Below are 20,412 nucleotides of genomic sequence, written 5' to 3' on the forward strand. Positions count from 1 at the left end.
TCGAAGGCTTTTGTGATAAAAGGGTCTTCGACTTCGCTCAGACTGACAATTGTGAGTGACATGTGTAATCTTATTTCTGTATTTTTGAATAGTCTAAAAAACCTCAGCAAAAAATGATCTTCGATAAAGAGAAATACCTTAACGATTTAAAACTAAACTTTCAACATTACGCTCCTATTCGTAAGGAGTCTTGGGAACAACTTGAAAGTATTGCCGAATTTCAATCTGTAAAAAAGGGTGCTATACTGTTGCAAAACGGTCAGGTCTCTAAAGAACTTTATTTTATCTGCAAAGGTGCTTTACGCGCTTTCATCACGGATAAAGAGGGGAACATTTATAATAAAAACATTTTCATGGAAGGTAATTTTGCGGGTTCTAAAGCTTCTGCAATAAAACAAACGCCTTCTGACTTTGCTATCGAGGCTCTTGAAGATTCTATTCTGATCGTCATTAATTATAAAAAATACAGAGAGCTGATTTTTCAAAATGAGGATCTGAAAAACTATTATATTGCTTACTTAGAAAAAAATTGGGTGATCGAAAAAGAAAAAAGAGAAATTTCAATAGTGATGGACAATGCCACCGAAAGATACCTTCAATTGCTTCATAAACATCCTGACATTTCGCAAAGAATTCCGCTACTGCATATCGCATCACATTTGGGGATTACACCAACCCAATTAAGTCGTATCAGAAAAAATCTGGAAAAAGAGCTTTGAATCAACATATGTAAAGACTTTCGACAAATTCTAAACTTAACTTTGTAGTACAATCCCATTAATTACAATAGCAATGAAAAATAGCAATCTAATCGAAAAAAATATTGATAATCTAACCGGTTTATGGAAAACTGTTGGAGCTTCTTCCCTATCCTATCATAAAAACGAAAACTTAGAATATTCTAAAATTGAAAATTCAGATTGGCCCAATAAGTTATGGCTTCGTGAAGATATTTCAGAAAATAATGCCGAGAAAGCCATTGAAACAATAAAAGCCAATTCGGGTTTAGTTATTCCGTATTTTGATATCTACAACAGTAATTCGAATAAAATTCTGGAAGACAAAGGTCTGATTGTAAAATCCGAACAAGTAGCAATGGCTTTAAAATTAGATCAAAAATTCACCCTGGAAAACAACCTGGATTATAAACGAATTACAACAGAAGAAGAGGCCGAAATCTGGGCTACTCTCTATCCAAGTGCTTTTGGATATGTGATTGGCAAAGAAATCCTCGTTCAGAATCATACGAAAGTGCATTTTTATTTAGTTTCTCTCGATAAACAACCCATCGGCACGCTGATGCTTTATCAAACCGAAAATTTCGCAGGTATTCACGGTGTGGGTGTCATCCCCGAAATGAGACGCAAAGGTTTTGCCGAAGAAATTATGAAATTTGCTCTTAATCTCTCAATAGATTTAAAAGCGGAATATGCTTTGCTACAAGCCTCCGCAATGGGGAAAGATATCTATACCCGATTGGGGTTTGAGGATCTGTTTGTGATCAAAAATTACATCATAGTTTAAAATTCCAAATTTTTTAAATTCCAAATTCCAAACTTTTGGTCACTGGTTTCTTTTTTGTGTTTAGGGTGCTTGTTGTTCTTAGAAAATCCACATAAATCTGCTTATTCTGTATGAAAAATTTCGCACAAACACGCTAAGGCGCAAAGTTTTTATACTCCTTAAAATTCTAAACTTTTTTGGGAGCTGCAAATCTTTTTTTTCTATGCGGATTTTAATAAAAAGTTTGTTTTTGTTTTGTCAACCAAGCAAAAGCAATCCAAATAAATCAGCTAAATCTGCGTGAAAAATTTTGCACAAAGACGCTAAGGCGCAAAGTTTGTATAAACCTTAAAATGACTCAATCAAACTGAGACTGAGAACTGAGACCGAAAACTGAGACTGAGACTGAGACCAAAGACAAACACAATTGTCCCAAATGACCCTAAAATAGTCATAAATACGTATTTAATAAGAAGAATAAGATTAGTAGATTTGTAACTCATTAACCAATAACCATTTAAACAAATTTTTATGAAATCAACCAAAATTATTTTCTGGACTACTACTATCCTTATTTTTTTATTTGAAGGCGTTATGCCGGCATTAACTTCACAAAGTGAACTTGCAAAAGAAGGCATCAGACATTTGGGCTATCCTGAATACTTTGGAAATGCTTTAGTTGTTTTTAAAATTCTGGGCGTTTTGGCCTTAATCATCCCGCAGGTTCCGGCACGCATTAAAGAATGGGCCTATGCTGGTTTTGGTTTTGATTTTACATTTGCTTCTATCAGCCATTTTGCCGTTGACGGAATAGGTTTTCAGGCGTTTTTCCCGCTGATCGTTTTTGCGGTTCTAATCCTTTCTTATGTTTCGTATCATAAACTAGAGCGATTTAAAAGAATTGCGCTATAAATCATTTTTTATGATTGAAGTTTTTAAAACAAATGTTCAGGAAGAAGACCAATCGACACTTATTATTGGAAAACTTCTTGAGCATTTTCCAAACAGCCTAATCAGCTTTGATTTGGAAGACTGTGATAAAATTCTGCGTATTCACAGTTCCTCCATTTCAAATAAAAAAATTATAGCAATTTTGAATTCACACGGGTATTTGTGTGAAGCCTTGTTGTAAATCAAAAAACGAAAAAAATAGTTTTAATTTTAATTTAAAGCATTAAAAATGAAAACAGCACTTCAAGAAAATATCGTTAACACCTTTAAAAAACTAAATGATTCGCTTTCTTCTTTTTCCGAAAGTGAATTGAATACGGTTCCTTTCGAAGGTAGCTGGACTGCAGCGCAAGTCATTAGACATCTTATTACAGGTTGTTCCGGTTACCCCGAAATGTTTGCCGGAAAAACGGAAAAAACTATCCGAAAATCGGACGAAAAAATAAAAGATATAGAAGCTCTTTTCTATGACTTTGACATCAAAATGGAAGCTCCTGAGTTCCTAATTCCTTCCAATAAAGAATATAATAAAAATTCCTTAACTTTAGCTCTGTTAAAAATAGAGGAAGAATTATTAACCGTTTCAGAAACGCATGATTTAACTTTAACTTATCTTGATTTTGAACTTCCGGGCTTCGGTAAATTCACTTTTTATGAATGGATTAATTTTGCTCTCATTCATATCACAAGGCATCTTAGACAGTTAGACAGCATTTCTAAAATAGTACAAAAACAGTAAATCGATCGCTATTTTATTTTCAATTTAAAGCAACTTTAAAATATGAATTCAAAAATCGGAACTGTTTTTTTGTCAGGATTAATTGCCGGAACATTAGATATCCTTGCTGCAATTGTTATTTACGCTCTTATTTTACAAAAAACTACCCCACTAAAGATTCTACAATCCATTGCCAGTGGTGTTTTCAAAAAAGAAGCTTATACCGGTGGCCCTGAAATGGCATGGTATGGACTTGGTTTTCATTTCTTAATTGCGTTGCTTTTTGCCTGGTTTTACTTTACAATTTATCCCTACCTCCCACTTTTAAAAAAGAGCACTTTAGCTGCCGGTATTTTATACGGAATTTTAGTTTGGATTGTAATGAATCTGGTTGTTTTACCAATCGTCTTCCCGGTTCTACCCGCAAAAAGCCTAGACTTTCCGACCCTGTTGTCCGTTTTAATTCTAATATTCTGTATCGGACTTCCAATCGCCTGTATCACGAGGAAGTATTATGATCGGTAGTTTTCGGTCTTAGTCACAATTTGGCATTTCACAAAAAACATTTCACAATACACAAGAAGCGTCGCAAGTACTTACTACTGCGACGCTTCTTTTTTATACGATTAATAAATTATTGCTACACTTTTGTTCTTCCTGATATTAATGAAATAACGAATAACACTAAAAATATAAAGAATAAAACTTTTGCAATACTAGCTGCTCCGGCGGCAATTCCGCCAAAACCAAATATTCCCGCAATGATGGCAAGAATAATAAAAATGACTGTCCAACGTAACATAGGATTTGTTTTTAATTTATAAATTGAACTATAAGTTCTTAATTTCTTATACAAATTTCTTACTAAAAAACAACCGCTCTTAACGCAATCCGTTTTTTTATTAGCGCAATCAAATACAAAACTCAATAAATTTCAGAAAGAAAGCAGAAGTATCAGAATTTCACTTGATACGTTATAAAATTCCAATGAAAATGTTTTTGAGTTAATTTTTTAGTGGATTGGATTACTCCTACCATTTTGTTCGTTCTAATTTTAGATAAAATAAATTTAGAAAATATGGAGTTAGCTACAAAACATGGTGTGGTTTTAGAAAAAACGGAGCGCCCTTTTGAAGAACTGGGTGTTTTAAATCCTGCGATTTATCAGGACGGAAATACAGTTCATATGTTTTACAGAGCCGCCAAAAAAGGTAATTTTTCAACGGTGGGTTATTGTCGCTTTGAAGGGCCTACCACTTTAGTAGAGCGAAATTCAGAGCCACTCTTTTCTCCTGAATATATTTATGAAATTCATGGTGTTGAAGATCCCCGAATCTCAAAAATTGATGATTTGTATTATCTTACTTATGTGACTTATGACGGGATAAATGCCTGTGGTGCTTTGGCTGTTTCTAAAGATTTAAAAAGCTTTAAGAAGAAAGGCATTATCACGCCAAGATTTATACTGAATGAATTTACAAATCTTATCCGCAAGCATTTACAAAATCCCTCTGTGGCCAAAATACTTGCTTTTAATGTAGAAAGGAACTACCCATTAACAGAAACCATCAAGGACAATTTATATGTATGGGATAAAAATGTCGTATTATTTCCGAAAAAGATTAAAGGAAAATTTGTTGCATTACACCGTTTATTTCCATCCATTCAAATTTTCAGTTTTGAGGATAAAAAAGAACTGACGGAAGATTTCTGGAAACTATATATGAAAGATCTCCCGGATCATATCGTTATGGAGCCTCAATTTGATCACGAAACAAGTCATATTGGTCCCGGTGCTCCACCGATAGAAACACCTGACGGCTGGTTATTAATTTACCATGCCGCAGAACGCAGAGAAAAAGGATTGGTTTATCATGCCTGTGCCGCATTATTGGATCTGAATAATCCGAAGGTGGTGCTATCAAGATTAAAAGTTCCGCTAATAACTCCATCGGAATATTACGAAAGACATGGGTATGTAAACTATGTTATTTTCCCGACCGGAACGGCTCTTTTTGATGAGCGGCTTTATATTTATTATGGTGCCGCCGATGATAAAATCGCAGTGGCCTCTGTGAACCTGAATGATTTGTTAAACGAACTAAAAAAGAATCCCTATGAAAGCACTATCGACTAAATCAAAAATAGTTTTTCTATCAACTTTTCCACCAACACAATGTGGAATAGCTACTTATACGCAGGATACAATCAAAGGAATTGCCGATGTTTATGGTAAATCAATACTTTGTGAAATTTGTGAATTGGTTGATAAACCAAAAATAAAACCAACTCAGGCATTTACTTTAAATACAAAAAACAGAAAAGAATACACCACCGTAGCTGAAGAAATGAATATTGACAAAAGCATTAAACTGGTGCACATTCAACATGAATTTGGTTTATTCGGAGGGAATTATGGCGATCATTTGCTGGACTTTTTAAATGTTATCAAAAAACCGGTGACTTTTACTTTTCACAGCGTGATTCCAAATCCAAACGATGAATTGAGGACTTTTGTAAAATTACTTTTGAGGTATAGTCATTCGGTTTTTGTGATGACCAATCAGTCACAGGAAATCCTGGTCAATGATTATGGCATTTCAAAAGAACTCATTACTTGCGTCCCACACGGAACACATGTGGTCGTGTATGAAACTCCTTTTAGCGCAAAGAAAAAATTCGACATTCAGGATCGCCTGGTTTTATCCACTTTTGGACTTTTGGGTGAAGGAAAAAATATCGAAACGGGTCTAAAGGCATTGCCGAAAATTATCAAAAATACACCAAATGTACTTTACCTCATTATCGGAAAAACGCACCCAAACAATATCATCAATGGTGTTGATGCCTATAGAAACCGACTGGAGCAAATGGTTGATGATTTGCAACTGCGCGACAATGTTCGATTTGTAAACGAATATCTCGATACTGCTCATCTTTTAGAGTACTTAAAAGCCACTGACATTTATATGTTTACTTCCAAAGATCCTAATCAGGCGGTTAGCGGTACTTTTTCTTATGCGATGAGTTGTGCTTGTCCGCTGGTTGCATCAAAAATTCCGCATACTTTAGAGGTGCTCACTTCTGATTCGGGCATTTTAGTTGATATCGGAGATGCAGATCAGTTTGCCGAAGCCGCTATTCAATTGCTTTCCGACGAAAAACGAAGAGAAGAAATGGGAATTAATGCCTTCCGGAAAACACGAGCTTCCTCTTGGGAAAACGTAGCCATAACGCATATGAATACCTATAAAAAACTTATGGATAAAACCTATGAAATCAAATACAGCTATCCTGCAATAGAACTGGCACACATCAAAAAAATGACTACCGAATTGGGAATTATTCAATTCAGTAAAATTTCTGTTCCTGATCCTTCCTCCGGTTATACTTTAGACGATAATGCACGCGCATTGATTGCGTTTTGTATGCACTATAAATTAACCGAAGACAAAGACGATTTGCCTTACATCTTAATTTACCTCGATTTTATAGAACGTTGCCAAAAACCCAAAGGCAATTTTATGAATTATATTGACGAAAACAACCGAGAACATCTTGAGCAAAATGCAGCCGCAAATCTCGAAGATTCAAACGCACGCGCGATTTGGGCACTGGGGACTGTTGTTTCTCATTCGGCAATTTTACCGGACTCTATTTCAAAAAAGGCATCCAAATGTTTGCTAAATGCTTTAAAATGGTCCGAAAATATTCAGTCACCACGTTCGATTGGTTTTGCAACAAAAGGCTTGTATTTATATCATAGCACAATTCCTAATTTATATGTAGCGGCGATCATCAATAAATTAAATGCAAAATTGCTTTCTAACTATGAAATTCATACATCTAAAAACTGGAAATGGTATGAAAATTATCTGACCTATGCCAACGGAATCCTTCCGGAATCCATGTTATATGCTTATTTGGTAACCAACAAACCAATCTATAAAAAAGTAGCATTGGAATCTCTTGATTTTCTTACTTCGAAAATGTTTTTGGAAGACAACTTCCGTGTAATTTCAAACAAGGGCTGGTATCAGAAAAATACAGAACCACATCCATACGGAGAACAACCGATTGATGTGTCCTATACCATTCAGACTTTAAATGCTTTTTACAATGTCACTAAATCCCCGGAATACAAACAACAAATGAAAACAGCCTTCAACTGGTTTTTGGGTAAAAATCATTTAAATCAAATTATGTACAACCCCGTTAGCGGAGGTGGCTACGATGGTTTAGAAAGAGAAAATGTCAATCTGAATCAAGGTGCTGAATCAACAATCTGTTATTTGACCGCAAGATTAATAATGGAAAACCTAAAGGCCACGGACAGTAAAGTAATCCCTTTATCGAAATCCAGAACCACTATGGCAATCCACTCCTAAATACATTTAACTACACATTTTAACTAAAGTAATTCTACAACCCATTATTACTCTTAAAATCCCTTTTCTCAAAGGGATTTTTTGTTTTATACTCTTCAGGGCAACGTTACTTCGTTTGATTTTACCTCCCGATGTAAATTATATAAACTTCCTCAAAAGTTCTGTAATATTTTTCGCCTATTACCAAAGTAACTTTAATACGGTCAATTATACAAAAGCAACTTTTAAATAAGCCCTTGTTTTTTTGACTTTATAAACAATAACTAAAAACAACCTATTTTGATTCTCACTTTAAAAAATACATTCGAAGAAGTAGGAAATGCAACCTTGTTTGCGGGCAAGTTCTTTAAGGAGCTTTTTATTCCACCTTATGAACTAAAAGAGCTCAGAAAACAATGTTATGTTATTGGTTATAAATCTTTACCACTTGTTGCTATTACGGGCTTTATAATGGGGTTGGTACTTACACTTCAATCCCGTCCGACCTTAGTGGAATTTGGAGCTGAATCCTGGTTACCGGGTATGGTGGCACTCTCGCTCATACGGGAAATTGCTCCGGTAATTACGGCTCTAATTTGTGCGGGAAAAATTTCATCGGGAATTGGTGCCGAACTAGGATCAATGAAAGTAACGGAACAAATTGATGCTATGGAAGTTTCGGCTATCAATCCTTATAATTATCTGGTGGTTACCCGCATTTTGGCTACGACTTTAATGGTGCCGATATTAGTCATTTTTGCAGATGCAGTCGGAATACTTGGTGGTTATATCGGGATCAACATTCACGATGATATTAATTTCAATCGCTACATCGCCCAAATTTTTGAATCATTAAACTATTCAGATTTAATTCCGGCGACCATCAAAACATTTTTCTTTGGTTTTTTTATCGGAATGATTGGGTGCTACAAAGGTTTTAATGCTGCTAATGGAACCGAAAGTGTCGGGAAAGCAGCAAACTCGGCCGTTGTAACCGCTTCGTTGGCCATTTTTATTATTGATATGATTGCGGTACAATTAACTGATTTAATCTTTTAAAAATGATCCAGGAAAAAAAACATATCACCCCTAAAGTAAAAGAGAAAAATCAGACTCCGATAATCGAGATCAAAAACCTGTGTAAAACATTTGGTAAAGATAACGAGGTATTGAAAGGCGTCAATCTTACCGTAAACAAAGGAGAGGATTTGGTTATTTTAGGTCGATCAGGTTCCGGTAAATCGGTAACTATAAAATGCATCGTTGGTTTGATTGAACCCGATAAAGGCGAAATAAAAGTATTTGATGAAAATGTTCTGAATCTTAAAAAAAAGGAACTGAATGCAATCAGAGTCCGAATTGGTTTTTTGTTTCAGGGCGGAGCCTTGTACGATTCTATGTCAGTTAGGGAAAATCTGGCCTTTACCTTAAAAAAACACCAGCGAGAATTAACTCCCGAAGAAGTAGAAAGTGAAATTCTAGAAGCACTTGATAATGTAGGTCTGAGTGATGCGATAGATAAAATGCCTTCTGAATTATCCGGTGGTATGCAAAAGAGAATTGGTCTGGCGCGCACGCTAATTCTAAAACCCGAAATTATTCTGTACGATGAGCCAACAACAGGGCTGGACACGATCACCTCAAGAGAAATAAGCGAATTGATACTTGATATTAAACACAAACGCAAAACAACATCGATCATTATTACACACGATATGGCTTGTGCAAAACTGACAGCAGACCGCATTATGGTACTAAAAGAAGGTGTAATACATGCCGAAGGCACTTACAAAGAACTGGAAAAAAGCGAAGATGAATGGGTAAGTTCTTTCTTTAAATAAAACTAAAAAATAGAAATCATGGCGAAGCAATCTGGATATACTTGGAAATTAGGAATGTTTGTAACAATAGGTTTGTTGCTATTTATACTTGCCATTTATTTTATTGGGAAACAAAAAAACCTGTTTGGTGATACCTTCAGAATTACGTCCAATTTTAAAACCGTCAGTGGTTTGCAGGTTGGAAATAACGTACGTTTTTCAGGGATAAACATCGGAACAATCGAAGAAATCAGATTGATAAACGATTCCTCTGTTGTGGTGGGTATGGTTATAAAAGACGAAGTCCGCGAATTTATAAAAACAGATGCCCGCGCCAGTATTGGTTCTGACGGGTTAATGGGAGACAAAGTACTTACCATTTCTCCCGGTGTGCATTCGCAAAAAATAATTCAGAACAATGGAAAAATCGCTTCAATCAATGGAATTGAAATGAACGATATTATGAAAAGCGTGAAAAAAAGTGTTGATAATGTCGGCGTTATTTCTGAAGAATTAGCCATTTTCAGCCATAGTATGAATAACGGAAACGGGGCTTTGGCCCGATTAGTAAGGGATGATAAAATGGCCAACAGCGTTTCTAATACACTCTCTAATCTGGAAACCGGAACGAAAGGTTTTAGTGATAATATGGAAGCCGCCAAAAGCAACTTTCTGTTTAGAGGTTATTACAAGAAAAAAGAGAAGCAAAAAGAGAAAGAGCAAGAAGAGCTAAAAGAAAAAAAGGAGGAACAACAAGACAAAGCCAATAAAGAAAAAGAAAACAAGGAAAAGGAACAAAAAGCCAAAGAGGAAAAAGCCAAAGAGGAAAAGCAAAAAGAAGTAGACACTAAAAAAGCGGAGGCTGAAAAAAACAAAAAATAATATTGAAATGAAAACTAAAAAACAAAATAGCACCAGTGCGTTCGAAAAATTTGCTTCGCACGTTTCAAAAGCAGCAGGAAGTACGCCCGCTTTTATAGGCGCTTTTTCAATTGTTGTGGTTTGGGCGGTTTGTGGTCCTTTTTTCGATTATTCAGAAACCTGGCAATTGATTATCAATACCGGGACTACCATTATCACTTTCCTGATGGTCTTTTTAATTCAAAAAGCGCAAAACAAAGATTCACTGGCTATTCAATTGAAATTGAACGAATTAGTCGCTTCAAACGAATATTCCAGTAATAGTTTGGTAGACATTGAAAGTATGACCGAAGAAGAGATGATTATAGTACAGAAATATTACCACAGACTTAGCGAATTGGCTAAAAAAGAGGAAAGCGTACGAACCTCCCACTCTATTGCAGAAGCACACGAACAACACCAACGAAAAGATAAAAACCGAACAAAAATACGTACCCAAAAAAGCCCGAAAAAATGAAGCTACGTTCTACAGAAACCTTTTGGCCCTTAAAACACGCAATGGAAGTAAGTTATCCGTCCCTAAGTTCCGATTTAGAAACTGAAATTCTAATTATTGGTGGTGGAATTACCGGAGCTTTGATTGCTTACAAACTCTTAAACGAAGGGAAAAAAGTCGTAATGGCCGATCGCCGTGATATTTGCAACGGAAGCACGGCAGCAAGTACCGCATTATTGCAATATGAAATTGATGTGTCACTACACGAACTAATAAAAGTCAGAGGATTAGAATGCGCTATCGACAGCTATAGGAATGGGAAAAAAGCCATTTTTGATCTGCGGGCTATAGTCGATACGATAAAAAGTGATTGCCAGTTTGAATTCAAAAAAAGCATTTATTTTTGTTCTTTAAAAAAAGATCTTCCTTTTCTAAGAACAGAATTCAAATGCCGAAAAGACAGCGGTTTCGATGTCAGCTGGCTCGAAAAATGGGACCTTGAGAAATTGGGATTAAATGCTCTGGCTGCCATAGAATCTAAAACCGCAGCGGTTATGGATCCTTATCAATTTGCTCAGGATTTAATCCGCTATTGCAAAAAAAAAGGAATGCAGGTTTTTGACCGCACGAACATTACGGCTATTCAAAATCAAAAAGGAAAACTTATTGCCCATACGGAAGCGAAATACAATATCGTGGCTGATCATGTTGTACACTGCAGCGGTTATGAGAGCACCGAAACACTCACAGAGAAAGTGGTTGATCTAAAAAGTACTTATGTAATTGCCTCAGAAAGTCTTCCGGATTTACCCAAATATTTTAAAACCGCCATTTTTTGGGACACCTCCTCTCCCTATTTATACTTTCGAGCGACAAAGGACAACCGAATCATTATGGGCGGCGGAGACGAAGAATTTAAAGACCCGAAAAAACGAGACAAACTGCTCCCTAAAAAAGAGCAATTTCTATTGAATAAATTTCAAAGAAAATTTCCAAAAATCGATTTCAAAATCGATTATTCCTGGGCAGGTACTTTTGGAGAAACCAAAGATGGCTTACCGTATTTCGGAAAACCAAATCCAAATAAAAATGAACACTATGTTTTAGGTTTCGGAGGAAACGGAATCACCTTTAGCGTCATCGGAATGAATTCGATTTTGCATTCGATTGAAGACAAAAAACATCCTGATTTGGAGTATTATAAGTTTCACAGATAATTCTTTTTCTAAGCATCACAGACTCTCAAAGCTTAGTCACTCAAATCTAAGCGGTAATAGCCAAAGGATTCAGATTAAATTTATACTCTTTGGGACTGCAATTGAATTTTTGTTTGAAAATTTTAGAGAAGTAACTTCTGCTTGTAAATCCAATACAATAAACGACCTCAGAAATGTTTAGGTCCGAAGTCCGAATTAAGATTTCCGCTTTTAAAACTCTTGTATGGGTAATAAAATCATTGACGGTACGATTGTGAATCATTTTAAATCCCTCTTGCAGTTTGTTTGGCGACAAGCCAGATTTTTTACTCAGCCATTTAATTGTAAAAGCTTCTTCCGGATTGGATTGTATCGTTTCTGAAAGTTCTTTTATTTCTTCCATTTCTCTTAAAGTCAGGCAGCTGAAATCTTTTGATGCAGTGGCTAAATCATCCGCGTGCTGCTGAATTTCTGTAGCCAGAATGATTCTTAAAATACCTTCTTTTAGTAAATGGCGCACAATACCGGTTTGGGTGATCGAGCTCAATTGTTCTATTTTCTCCGCAATTCTCCTGTAAGACCCCAGATAAAAGAAATTCTCCTGACTATTATTCTCAAAAAAAGTTTCTTTTACTTTCGTGTTTAAAGAATTAGCCTGATCCATTGCGCCGGATTGGTTTCCAACTGTAATTAAAGTAAATTTAGTTTTTATGCCCTTTTCAAAGAGCAAAACATTTTCTTCTTTTTCTCTTGCGGAGAGAATGGCGGTCTGGAACATTTCCAGTTTTTTTTCTTCTTCCAAAACACTAAACCGATGAGACAAATTACCTTCTGAGCAATACGCAAAATAAACCGGTGAAGCATTTAAATTTGCGATATTCATTCTCACCTCATCAGAAAAGGTCATATCAAACTGCATATAAGAAATCGCATCATTAAACGAAGCTCCGATAATGGAGCCTTGCGCCGAAGCATTATGAAATTCTAAAGTATATTCCTCTAAATCACAAGTAATTTTTCCACCTAAATGCAAGGCTAATGTTTCAAATATATTCTTAATTTTATCTGTTTGTATATTAATTATTTTCATTTGGGCAGGATTTAAAAATTCAACACTAAAAGGGTATAGCTTACTCGATAGAGCGAATTTGTTTTTAAGTACAAATTCTTTATAATCTATACTCCAAAGTTCGATTAAACAACACCGAAAAATGTTATACAATTTTTAGATTTTGTTTTATAATTACCTATTAATGACTATATTAACAACTATTTTACCCGTTTAATTTCAATAAAAAGCATGAAAAGTTTTTCCTTCCCTCCATTTAGTTCTGACCGATCTAATGTATTGATTTTGGGCACGATGCCGGGATTAAAGTCTTTAGAACTCAATCAATATTACGGGCACAATCAGAACAATTTCTGGAAATTTTTGTTCCCAATTCTGAACGAAGATTTTTCAAATGACTACGAAACCAGAAAAGCGCTTTTGCAAAAAAACAATATTGCCATCTGGGATGTTTTACAATTCTGCGACAGAGTCGGAAGTTTAGACAGTGCCATAAAAAATGAAATTGCCAATGACTTCGAATCCTTCTTAAACGAACATCCAAACATCACAACGATTCTCTTTAACGGAAAAAAAGCAGCGGCATTCTTTAAAAAATACGTTACACTTGAAAAATCCTATCAGCTCATTACGCTCCCATCGTCAAGTCCGGCAAATGCGGGCCAATCGTTCGAATCAAAATTAGCCGAGTGGAAAGTCATAAATTCACTCACAAACAATCAAACAGATATTTGAATTCTATAATATTATCTTGGTAAAGTATAATAATTTCGTCAGGCAATCTGATAATTTTACCAAAAGGTTTTTGAAGTATTTTAGTACTGGACTCCTTAGTAATGGCAAGTCACCTACTAAGGCTATAGTATAAGAAATGCCGATAGTTAGTTTATTTAAAAAGCTATTCTTTTATTAGAATAGCTTTTATACTTTTATGGTTTATTTTTTTAACCAAATAATTATGAAAATTCAAACATACCGTAATCATATACGGTTTTATACACCTCATCATTTTATATATTACCCAATTCTGATTGGGTTTTTAGCAGCTAGTATTTATTTTGCGTGTACTACAGAAGACAAGCTAATCTGGACTTTTATAAGTATTGGGTTTGTTTTTTTATTCTGGCTTGCTTATATGCTTCGCCAGCATTATGCTTTAACCTTGCAAAACAGAATTATACGATTAGAACTTCGCTATCGTTATTTTACACTTACAGGAAAAAGATTCGAGGAATTCGAATACAAACTAACCGACGATCAGGTTTTTGCACTACGTTTTGCGCCCGATAACGAGTTAATAACACTTGTAGCAAATACCCTTGAAAATAATCTGACAGGAGCAGCTATAAAAAGAGCAATCGTACACTGGCGAGCTGATTATAACAGGGTTTAAGAAAAAATCATAAAAAACAACAATGCCAATAGCAATAAAAAATGCAGTCTAAAAATTGCAACCTACTTATTGCTATTGGCTTTTTTATTGTCTTCTATCTCTGAACCTTTGCTACTTTGAACCGCCGAGCCTTTCCCCTTTACCAAAAACCATACAAAACTGATAAACAGATTATTATACAAAATAATCAAAGTAATTAAAACAAATGAATGATTTTTTTTGTTAACTTTAATAGCTACAAACATCCAGGTAAAATCTAAAATTTAATCTTATGAAAAAATTATTTTACTTTTTGACCGCTTCATTATTAGGGTTGACATCAAATGCACAAACCGTTGCCGAAATAACTCCAACTGACACTTTAACTGTAATTCAGAACCAAAATAAAATCGAACAGGATACTTATTCTGAAGATTTACCTTGGCATGCCAGACGCTTTAAAGTTTCTGCGGGAAGTTTTTTTCCTGTAAATAATACTCAAATTCAGGTAGGTACTAATAACGGAAAAATCGGTACTACAATAGACCTCGAAGATGATTTAGGATTTACTAAATCAAGCGCTTCCTTTTTAGGGACATTTGATTGGCGTATTTCAAGAAGATCACGATTGGGATTTGAATACTTTTCGCTGGACAGAAGCTCCTCTAAAACCTTGCAAAGAGAAATTAATTTTGGAGAGAACACTTATGAGGTAAATGCAAGAGTAACGGCTTTTTTTAACGTTCAGATTGCAAGAATCGCCTATGGTTACGCCTTTTTATCTAAACCAAAATACGAAGCCGGATTGTTAATTGGTGCACATGTGCTTTTTGCGGATCTGGGTTTACGTGTAGATGCCAAACAGGCCGTCGCTGAAGTACATGATAATTTTAACTTCACTGCGCCATTACCGGATATTGGCATATGGGGAGAATTTGTACTCGGAAAACGTTTTGGTCTGTATGCCAACGTAAATTATCTGGCCTTAAAAATTGATACTATAGACGGTCGAATCCTAAGCTACAATTTATCTCTTCTGTACAATGTGTATAAAAACTTTAGTCTTACAGCCGGATATACAGGTTTAAATTTTAAAGTTGAAGACATCGAAAAACACCTTAACGGTTCTCTGAAATGGGGGTATAATGGGCCAACTCTTACGGCTGTTTATACCTTTGGACATCATGTTAAGCTCTATAAACACTAGAGTTTTAAATTCCAAAAGTTAAATTCTAAATTCCAAAAAAAAACAAACCCGACAGGTTTTTGAAACCTGTCGGGTTTAATTTGCGGAAGTTGGTAAAATTCGTGACGACAAAAAACTATTCCGAAGTTTCTAACTGTAGAACAACATTCTGATAACGCTTGCTAAGTGAAAATAATTGCTCCGCAAAAATCATAATTGCTAAAGGAATAAAGAAAAAAGAAGTTAAGTTTTTCTCATATAAAAAATAGACCGCAACCATATATATTCTGGCATACTCTAGATAATAAATCCATTTTCTTTGTTCTAATAAAGCACCGCAATTCACTAACGTAATTAGTATAAAGAACAATACAAAAACCTTATCGAAGGCGCTTAAGAACTCAAAATAATACGTAAAAGCAGTCAGAATCAAAGTTGAAACTCCCAATTGAATGTACAGATAATTCTTAAACCGAAGTCGCTGATTGGGATTGGCTTTGTCCTGTAGAAACCGTTTTTCTAAGATTGGACGTATGTCCTGATCCATATGAGCCGGACTTCCGAACACAGCTTTCCACTTTTCTTTGAATCCTTTTGAACGTTTCCATAGTTCGCAAATTTCAAAATAGTAGTGAAAATGCTGCCACAAAAAACTATAGCTTTTGAGTGGATGTGTTAATCCATATTTTGGTTTTTCCTCCTCGGTTTGGAAAGTGCCGAAAAGATGGTCCCAAAAGGTGAACATATCTCCGTAGTTTTTATCTAAATATTTCTCATCAGAGGCATGATGAACCCCATGTACGGAAGGCGTCACAAAAATATACTCCAGCCATTTTATCTTTCCGATAAGCTGTGTATGGGTGAAAAACGAATAGGCGCCATGAACAATTAACATCGTAATGACCATTTTAGGACGAAAACCTATAAAGGGAAGCACACACCAGAATCCGGTTCTGATAATGGCCTGAAAAGTTGTAATTCTCGCCGCTGCAGTAAAATTAAACTCTTCGCTATGATGATGCACAATGTGCGCCGCCCAGAAAAAATTGACTTCATGTCCTAATCGATGGTACCAATACCAAACAAAATCGGTTGCGAGAATTAAACCTAACCAAACCAAAATAGTTGACGGGATATCAAAAATGCGATAGTGATCGTAGATGTAATCGTACAATTGGTAAAAACTTGCCGCAATAAATAAATTGATTAATCTTTCGGCTATACCAATACTAATATTCGAAACTGAGCTTTCATAATTGAAAATTTCCGGTCTTTTTTTTCGCTGCACTATTTTATATTCAATAAATAAAAAAAGGAAAAAGGCAGGCATTGCGAAGGCAAGAAAATTAATATGTTCCATTTTAAAAATTACTTTACTGCATTTATAAATAATTCAAAAAGAAAATATTTTCACCAATCAACACAACATCCAGCTACAGAATGGCATCGATTGATGAAAATGATCTTACGCTGATTTTAGAGCGAATTTTTAATTTTGTTTATATTTCAAAGCATCCAACGCAACTTCTTTAACCGATTGCGTTACGGCTACTTTTTGTAAGGCAAGGATATAAGCCGCAATACGTGGCGTAACATGGTGTTTCTTTGCGGTTCTGAAAACAGTATCAAAACTCTTCTCTAATATTACCTCCAGACGGGTATTAATCTGATGCATTCTCCATGATTCTGAAAGTGAATTCTGAAGCCATTCAAAATACGAAACGGTAACCCCACCGGCATTGGCCAGAATATCCGGAACAACCAAAACATTATTGTCATGTAAAATTTTATCCGCATCGGAAGAAACCGGGCCATTTGCGCCCTCTACTATAATTTTGGCACGAATATCGTTGGCATTTTTTTGTGTTATCACGTCCTCTTTTGCCGCCGGAATCAAGACATCAACATCCAAAAGCAACAACTCTTCGTGTTGAATCACAATCGAATTCGGATACCCTTTTATGCTTTTATTGTTTAAATTATAATACAAAATAAGCTCGGGAATATTGATCCCATCCGGATTGTAAAAGGCTTCTGAAACATCACTAACCGCTACTATTTTCAATCCTTTTTCGAACAAAAACAAAGCCGAATGTAAACCTACATTTCCAAAACCCTGAATTGCTGCACTTGCTCTTGCCGGTCTTATTTTTAACGTTTGAAGTGCCAACAAACTAATAATACTAACACCTCGTCCGGTTGCTTCTACTCTACCCAATGAACCTCCCGAATGTAAATGTTTTCCGGTAACTACAGCGTGCGTTGTTTTGCCGTGTACCAGCGAAAATTCATCCATCAGCCAGCCCATTTCATCCGGACCGGTTCCCATGTCGGGTGCGGGAACGTCTTTTTCAGGTCCAAAAATATCGGATAAGGCTTTGGTATAAGCTCTGGTAATTTTCTCTAATTCTGTTTTAGAATGTTTTCTCGGATCACAAATGATTCCGCCTTTAGCACCTCCAAACGGAATTCCCGTTACGGCAGATTTCCAGGTCATCCAAGCTGCCAATGCCTTTACTTCGTCAAGGTTTACAGCGGTATCATAACGTATTCCTCCTTTTGACGGGCCCAAGGCTGTATTGTGAATTACACGATAACCTTCAAAATTTTGGACTTCTCCATTGTCTAAAACTATAGAAAAGTTTACAACAATCTGCTTTTCCGGACGTTGCAATTTTTGTCTGATCGATTCATCTAAATTAAGAATATCGGCCGCAATATTAAATCGATCAATCATAGATTGAAAGGGATTCTGTTTAATTATTTCTGTGCTCATAGCTATTTATCTTTTTATTTGGGTTATGCTTTCCTGCTTTAAGTGTTCAAAGTCAGAAAGTGATTTCTTTTACTACTCTGTTTAGTTAAGATTGCAACTGCTGCATGGAATTTTTATCAGACAGCACTGCATCATTGTATTTCTGTTTCGATTCGATCTCATATTTTATTTTTTACTAATTCTAAAAAAAAGCCTTTCATGGTGCGTGAAAGGCTAAAAAAAAAATAACAAGTAGATCTTCTATTAACGCCATTTCATAACACAATTCATCATGCAACACATCATTAAGCTGCACATAAACTGACTATTATTTGGACTAGAGTTTTTCATTGTTATTGCAAATTTATAAATTACTTCTTATATTCTATAGAATTAGTAGAATTAATTTCAAATAAAATGAAAAATAGTACAAAAACCATTGTAAATAAAGCGTTTACAATATTAGAAAAACAACTAAAATTGTGACATAACAATCAAAATGATGGCAATTAATGCTAAAATGATCCCCACAAAGTTGATTTTCGATAATTTTTCTTTGAAAAAAAGTAAACCAATAAGGCTTCCCAGGATTATAACGCCCATATTCATTCCGGCAAAAACGGTAGAAGGATTGTCTGAAAAAGCTTGATGTGCTTTCAGGTAAAACAAAATATTTCCGAAGTTAAAAAGACCAACCAATGCTCCAAAAAGAATGTTTTTAGATTCCAATTTTCCTCTTTTAACTACTACTTCATAACCTACAATACACAGAGCAACAACCAACGCAATGGTAAAAACAACAAATAAAGAAGTCGTATAGGGTAAAGTTGTGTATAATGCTATTTGCTTAAAAAGAATATCGATAACGCCAAAACCAAGTAAAACAACAGCTGGATAAATCCATTTGTTCTCCGTATTTTCAGCTTGCTTTTTTAAGATTAGCAAAAGTGCCAGAAAGCCTATTATAAGTCCGATAACTTTATAGGTATTAAATTCTTCCTTAAAAATAAACCAAGCAGCAAGAATCGGAATAAACAGTGATAACCGTTGTGCAGTATCCGTTTTTACAATTCCCATATGTCGGATTGAAGCCACCAGGAAAAGAAAAATTACAGGCAACAGAACTCCAATTAAAAAGTAAATTCCCCAAGGTGCAGCTGAATTTACCGCACTTAGATCGGGACTAAATGTAAAATAACAAAGTAATAACGCAAATACATAATTGAAAGCTACAATCTGAGTTGGATTGGTCGCATATTTTCGTGTGATTTTAAAAATAACACCAACAATTACACTGCAAAATATACTTAGAATAAGGAATAACATACTATTTGATTTTGCAGACAAAAATAACATTAATCCTTATTATAACTTCCAAAAAAAAAATATTAATCGCTCTTTAGCCAACCCGTAATACTCATTCGCGTATTCTGAGTTACCAAAACTTCATGTATCAATTCATCACTTTTAAAGAAAACCGTTTTACCTTGTGTTGGCGCAATTTTCTGATTATTGTTTACTTGATGAATTAACAATTCTCCACCATCAGCTTCCTGCCAATTGCCGTTGAGATAACAAATCATTGAATACTTGCGGCTCGGATTATTTTTAAACTGATCTAAGTGTTTGAGATAAAAATCTCCTTTTTCGTATAAAGCATAATGAAATTCGTAACCGGTAATTCCGGCATAACAACTTTCATTTAAATAAAGTATAAAAGCGTCAATCTTGGCAAAAAACTCATTTTCAAAAACATTATTATGTTTTTTATCCAGCCAGTAAATCGAATCACTTCTTATGGCATCATCATATGCTGGTCTTTCATGATTTCCAATTCCGGCAGCTAACAACATTTTATTTTGATTTAAATCGAGTAAATTTTGTTTTAACTGATTTGCTAATACAGGACTCAAAAAATCTTCCGCTATTCCAACATTATTCTCAATATACGAAGCAATTAAATCTTCAAAACTATCTTCCATTTTATTTTTAGGAAAGACTGCAATTACAGCCAACGGAACAAGGTAGATGATTTTAAACTAGTAAAGCCTTTATTTTCAAAATAAAAAAACCGATCGCCTTTAATTGGCAATCGGTTTTTCTACAGAATTAACAGAT

Annotated in this window: 22 protein-coding genes; 16 read left to right on the top strand and 6 right to left on the bottom strand. The window is 35.1% G+C overall.

What is annotated here, in order from left to right:
* Positions 1-113: 113 nt before the first annotated feature.
* From LNP23_RS18320 to LNP23_RS18345, 6 genes are all read left to right on the top strand, one after another.
* Positions 114-719 carry a Crp/Fnr family transcriptional regulator gene (locus tag LNP23_RS18320; RefSeq protein WP_230002330.1) on the top strand — a complete coding sequence of 202 codons (606 nt, stop codon included), beginning with the start codon at positions 114-116 and terminating at the stop codon, positions 717-719.
* A 73-nt stretch (positions 720-792) separates the two neighbouring features.
* Entirely contained in the window at positions 793-1,524 is a 732-nt protein-coding gene (locus LNP23_RS18325; protein WP_230002331.1) for a GNAT family N-acetyltransferase, read from the top strand.
* A 510-nt stretch (positions 1,525-2,034) separates the two neighbouring features.
* The gene (locus LNP23_RS18330; RefSeq protein ID WP_047777181.1) at positions 2,035-2,415 is read left to right on the top strand and encodes a DoxX family protein; all 381 of its coding nucleotides are present in this window, start codon (positions 2,035-2,037) and stop codon (positions 2,413-2,415) included.
* A gap of 10 nt (positions 2,416-2,425) precedes the next feature.
* Complete coding sequence (locus LNP23_RS18335; RefSeq protein ID WP_230002332.1) at positions 2,426-2,635, top strand: hypothetical protein; 210 nt, start codon at positions 2,426-2,428, stop codon at positions 2,633-2,635.
* 48 nt (positions 2,636-2,683) lie between these two features.
* Complete coding sequence (locus LNP23_RS18340) at positions 2,684-3,193, top strand: DinB family protein (protein WP_230002333.1); 510 nt, start codon at positions 2,684-2,686, stop codon at positions 3,191-3,193.
* A gap of 42 nt (positions 3,194-3,235) precedes the next feature.
* On the top strand, positions 3,236-3,697 hold the full coding sequence (locus tag LNP23_RS18345) for a DUF1440 domain-containing protein (RefSeq protein WP_230002334.1): 462 nt from the start codon (positions 3,236-3,238) through the stop codon (positions 3,695-3,697).
* 115 nt (positions 3,698-3,812) lie between these two features.
* Here LNP23_RS18345 and LNP23_RS18350 read toward each other — a convergent pair whose 3' ends face one another.
* A complete protein-coding gene (locus tag LNP23_RS18350) occupies positions 3,813-3,974 on the bottom strand; it encodes a DUF1328 family protein (protein ID WP_047777346.1) in 162 nt (53 codons plus the stop codon).
* 276 nt (positions 3,975-4,250) lie between these two features.
* Here LNP23_RS18350 and LNP23_RS18355 point away from each other — a divergent pair, with 276 nt between their 5' ends.
* The 7 genes from LNP23_RS18355 (at position 4,251) to LNP23_RS18385 (ending at position 11,933) form a co-directional block, all read left to right on the top strand.
* Positions 4,251-5,309 (top strand): glycoside hydrolase family 130 protein, encoded by a 1,059-nt coding sequence (locus tag LNP23_RS18355; RefSeq protein WP_047777344.1) that lies wholly within the window; start codon positions 4,251-4,253, stop codon positions 5,307-5,309.
* Entirely contained in the window at positions 5,290-7,560 is a 2,271-nt protein-coding gene (locus LNP23_RS18360; protein ID WP_230002335.1) for a glycosyltransferase, read from the top strand. Before LNP23_RS18355 ends, LNP23_RS18360 begins: the two co-directional genes overlap by 20 nt.
* Positions 7,561-7,839: 279 nt before the next feature.
* Positions 7,840-8,598 carry an MlaE family ABC transporter permease gene (locus LNP23_RS18365; protein WP_047777168.1) on the top strand — a complete coding sequence of 253 codons (759 nt, stop codon included), beginning with the start codon at positions 7,840-7,842 and terminating at the stop codon, positions 8,596-8,598.
* Positions 8,599-8,600: 2 nt separating this feature from the next.
* Positions 8,601-9,380, top strand: a complete 780-nt coding sequence (locus tag LNP23_RS18370) for an ABC transporter ATP-binding protein (protein WP_230002336.1) — start codon at positions 8,601-8,603, stop codon at positions 9,378-9,380.
* An 18-nt stretch (positions 9,381-9,398) separates the two neighbouring features.
* Positions 9,399-10,241: an MlaD family protein gene (locus LNP23_RS18375; protein WP_230002337.1), complete on the top strand. Its 843-nt coding sequence runs from the start codon at positions 9,399-9,401 to the stop codon at positions 10,239-10,241.
* Positions 10,242-10,248: 7 nt separating this feature from the next.
* A complete protein-coding gene (locus LNP23_RS18380) occupies positions 10,249-10,737 on the top strand; it encodes a low affinity iron permease family protein (RefSeq protein ID WP_047777160.1) in 489 nt (162 codons plus the stop codon).
* A complete protein-coding gene (locus LNP23_RS18385; protein ID WP_230002338.1) occupies positions 10,734-11,933 on the top strand; it encodes an NAD(P)/FAD-dependent oxidoreductase in 1,200 nt (399 codons plus the stop codon). Before LNP23_RS18380 ends, LNP23_RS18385 begins: the two co-directional genes overlap by 4 nt.
* A gap of 46 nt (positions 11,934-11,979) precedes the next feature.
* Here LNP23_RS18385 and LNP23_RS18390 read toward each other — a convergent pair whose 3' ends face one another.
* The gene (locus tag LNP23_RS18390) at positions 11,980-13,002 is read right to left on the bottom strand and encodes a helix-turn-helix domain-containing protein (protein WP_230002339.1); all 1,023 of its coding nucleotides are present in this window, start codon (positions 13,000-13,002) and stop codon (positions 11,980-11,982) included.
* 210 nt (positions 13,003-13,212) lie between these two features.
* On the opposite strand from LNP23_RS18390, the gene LNP23_RS18395 reads away from it, so the two are divergent.
* From LNP23_RS18395 to LNP23_RS18405, 3 genes are all read left to right on the top strand, one after another.
* Entirely contained in the window at positions 13,213-13,716 is a 504-nt protein-coding gene (locus LNP23_RS18395) for a DNA-deoxyinosine glycosylase (RefSeq protein ID WP_230002340.1), read from the top strand.
* A 223-nt stretch (positions 13,717-13,939) separates the two neighbouring features.
* Positions 13,940-14,374: a DUF6526 family protein gene (locus LNP23_RS18400; RefSeq protein ID WP_230002341.1), complete on the top strand. Its 435-nt coding sequence runs from the start codon at positions 13,940-13,942 to the stop codon at positions 14,372-14,374.
* Between the two features lie 271 nt (positions 14,375-14,645).
* Positions 14,646-15,560: a hypothetical protein gene (locus LNP23_RS18405; RefSeq protein ID WP_230002342.1), complete on the top strand. Its 915-nt coding sequence runs from the start codon at positions 14,646-14,648 to the stop codon at positions 15,558-15,560.
* Between the two features lie 115 nt (positions 15,561-15,675).
* On the opposite strand, the gene LNP23_RS18410 is transcribed toward LNP23_RS18405, so the two are convergent.
* The 4 genes from LNP23_RS18410 to LNP23_RS18425 form a co-directional block, all read right to left on the bottom strand.
* Positions 15,676-16,899, bottom strand: coding sequence for a sterol desaturase family protein (locus LNP23_RS18410; RefSeq protein ID WP_230002343.1), 1,224 nt, complete (start codon positions 16,897-16,899; stop codon positions 15,676-15,678).
* A gap of 129 nt (positions 16,900-17,028) precedes the next feature.
* Entirely contained in the window at positions 17,029-18,315 is a 1,287-nt protein-coding gene (locus LNP23_RS18415; protein WP_230002344.1) for a Glu/Leu/Phe/Val family dehydrogenase, read from the bottom strand.
* Positions 18,316-18,768: 453 nt separating this feature from the next.
* Positions 18,769-19,620 carry an EamA family transporter gene (locus LNP23_RS18420; protein ID WP_230002345.1) on the bottom strand — a complete coding sequence of 284 codons (852 nt, stop codon included), beginning with the start codon at positions 19,618-19,620 and terminating at the stop codon, positions 18,769-18,771.
* A 62-nt stretch (positions 19,621-19,682) separates the two neighbouring features.
* The gene (locus tag LNP23_RS18425; protein WP_047777135.1) at positions 19,683-20,276 is read right to left on the bottom strand and encodes a 2OG-Fe(II) oxygenase; all 594 of its coding nucleotides are present in this window, start codon (positions 20,274-20,276) and stop codon (positions 19,683-19,685) included.
* Between the last annotated feature and the right edge of the window lie 136 nt (positions 20,277-20,412).

The organism is Flavobacterium cupriresistens (genome assembly GCF_020911925.1).
GTDB classification, from domain to species: Bacteria; Bacteroidota; Bacteroidia; order Flavobacteriales; family Flavobacteriaceae; genus Flavobacterium; species Flavobacterium cupriresistens.

Excerpts from the sequence above, each read along its gene's own strand:
- LNP23_RS18340 (WP_230002333.1), top strand. The coding sequence starts at position 2,684 with ATGAAAACAGCACTTCAAGAAAATATCGTTAACACCTTTAAAAAACTA.
- LNP23_RS18345 (WP_230002334.1), top strand. The coding sequence starts at position 3,236 with ATGAATTCAAAAATCGGAACTGTTTTTTTGTCAGGATTAATTGCCGGA.
- LNP23_RS18415 (WP_230002344.1), bottom strand. The coding sequence starts at position 18,315 with ATGAGCACAGAAATAATTAAACAGAATCCCTTTCAATCTATGATTGAT.
- LNP23_RS18360 (WP_230002335.1), top strand. The coding sequence starts at position 5,290 with ATGAAAGCACTATCGACTAAATCAAAAATAGTTTTTCTATCAACTTTT.
- LNP23_RS18335 (WP_230002332.1), top strand. The coding sequence starts at position 2,426 with ATGATTGAAGTTTTTAAAACAAATGTTCAGGAAGAAGACCAATCGACA.
- LNP23_RS18330 (WP_047777181.1), top strand. The coding sequence starts at position 2,035 with ATGAAATCAACCAAAATTATTTTCTGGACTACTACTATCCTTATTTTT.
- LNP23_RS18410 (WP_230002343.1), bottom strand. The coding sequence starts at position 16,899 with ATGGAACATATTAATTTTCTTGCCTTCGCAATGCCTGCCTTTTTCCTT.
- LNP23_RS18320 (WP_230002330.1), top strand. The coding sequence starts at position 114 with ATGATCTTCGATAAAGAGAAATACCTTAACGATTTAAAACTAAACTTT.
- LNP23_RS18375 (WP_230002337.1), top strand. The coding sequence starts at position 9,399 with ATGGCGAAGCAATCTGGATATACTTGGAAATTAGGAATGTTTGTAACA.
- LNP23_RS18350 (WP_047777346.1), bottom strand. The coding sequence starts at position 3,974 with ATGTTACGTTGGACAGTCATTTTTATTATTCTTGCCATCATTGCGGGA.
- LNP23_RS18395 (WP_230002340.1), top strand. The coding sequence starts at position 13,213 with ATGAAAAGTTTTTCCTTCCCTCCATTTAGTTCTGACCGATCTAATGTA.
- LNP23_RS18405 (WP_230002342.1), top strand. The coding sequence starts at position 14,646 with ATGAAAAAATTATTTTACTTTTTGACCGCTTCATTATTAGGGTTGACA.
- LNP23_RS18370 (WP_230002336.1), top strand. The coding sequence starts at position 8,601 with ATGATCCAGGAAAAAAAACATATCACCCCTAAAGTAAAAGAGAAAAAT.
- LNP23_RS18425 (WP_047777135.1), bottom strand. The coding sequence starts at position 20,276 with ATGGAAGATAGTTTTGAAGATTTAATTGCTTCGTATATTGAGAATAAT.
- LNP23_RS18400 (WP_230002341.1), top strand. The coding sequence starts at position 13,940 with ATGAAAATTCAAACATACCGTAATCATATACGGTTTTATACACCTCAT.
- LNP23_RS18355 (WP_047777344.1), top strand. The coding sequence starts at position 4,251 with ATGGAGTTAGCTACAAAACATGGTGTGGTTTTAGAAAAAACGGAGCGC.
- LNP23_RS18380 (WP_047777160.1), top strand. The coding sequence starts at position 10,249 with ATGAAAACTAAAAAACAAAATAGCACCAGTGCGTTCGAAAAATTTGCT.
- LNP23_RS18385 (WP_230002338.1), top strand. The coding sequence starts at position 10,734 with ATGAAGCTACGTTCTACAGAAACCTTTTGGCCCTTAAAACACGCAATG.
- LNP23_RS18325 (WP_230002331.1), top strand. The coding sequence starts at position 793 with ATGAAAAATAGCAATCTAATCGAAAAAAATATTGATAATCTAACCGGT.
- LNP23_RS18420 (WP_230002345.1), bottom strand. The coding sequence starts at position 19,620 with ATGTTATTCCTTATTCTAAGTATATTTTGCAGTGTAATTGTTGGTGTT.
- LNP23_RS18390 (WP_230002339.1), bottom strand. The coding sequence starts at position 13,002 with ATGAAAATAATTAATATACAAACAGATAAAATTAAGAATATATTTGAA.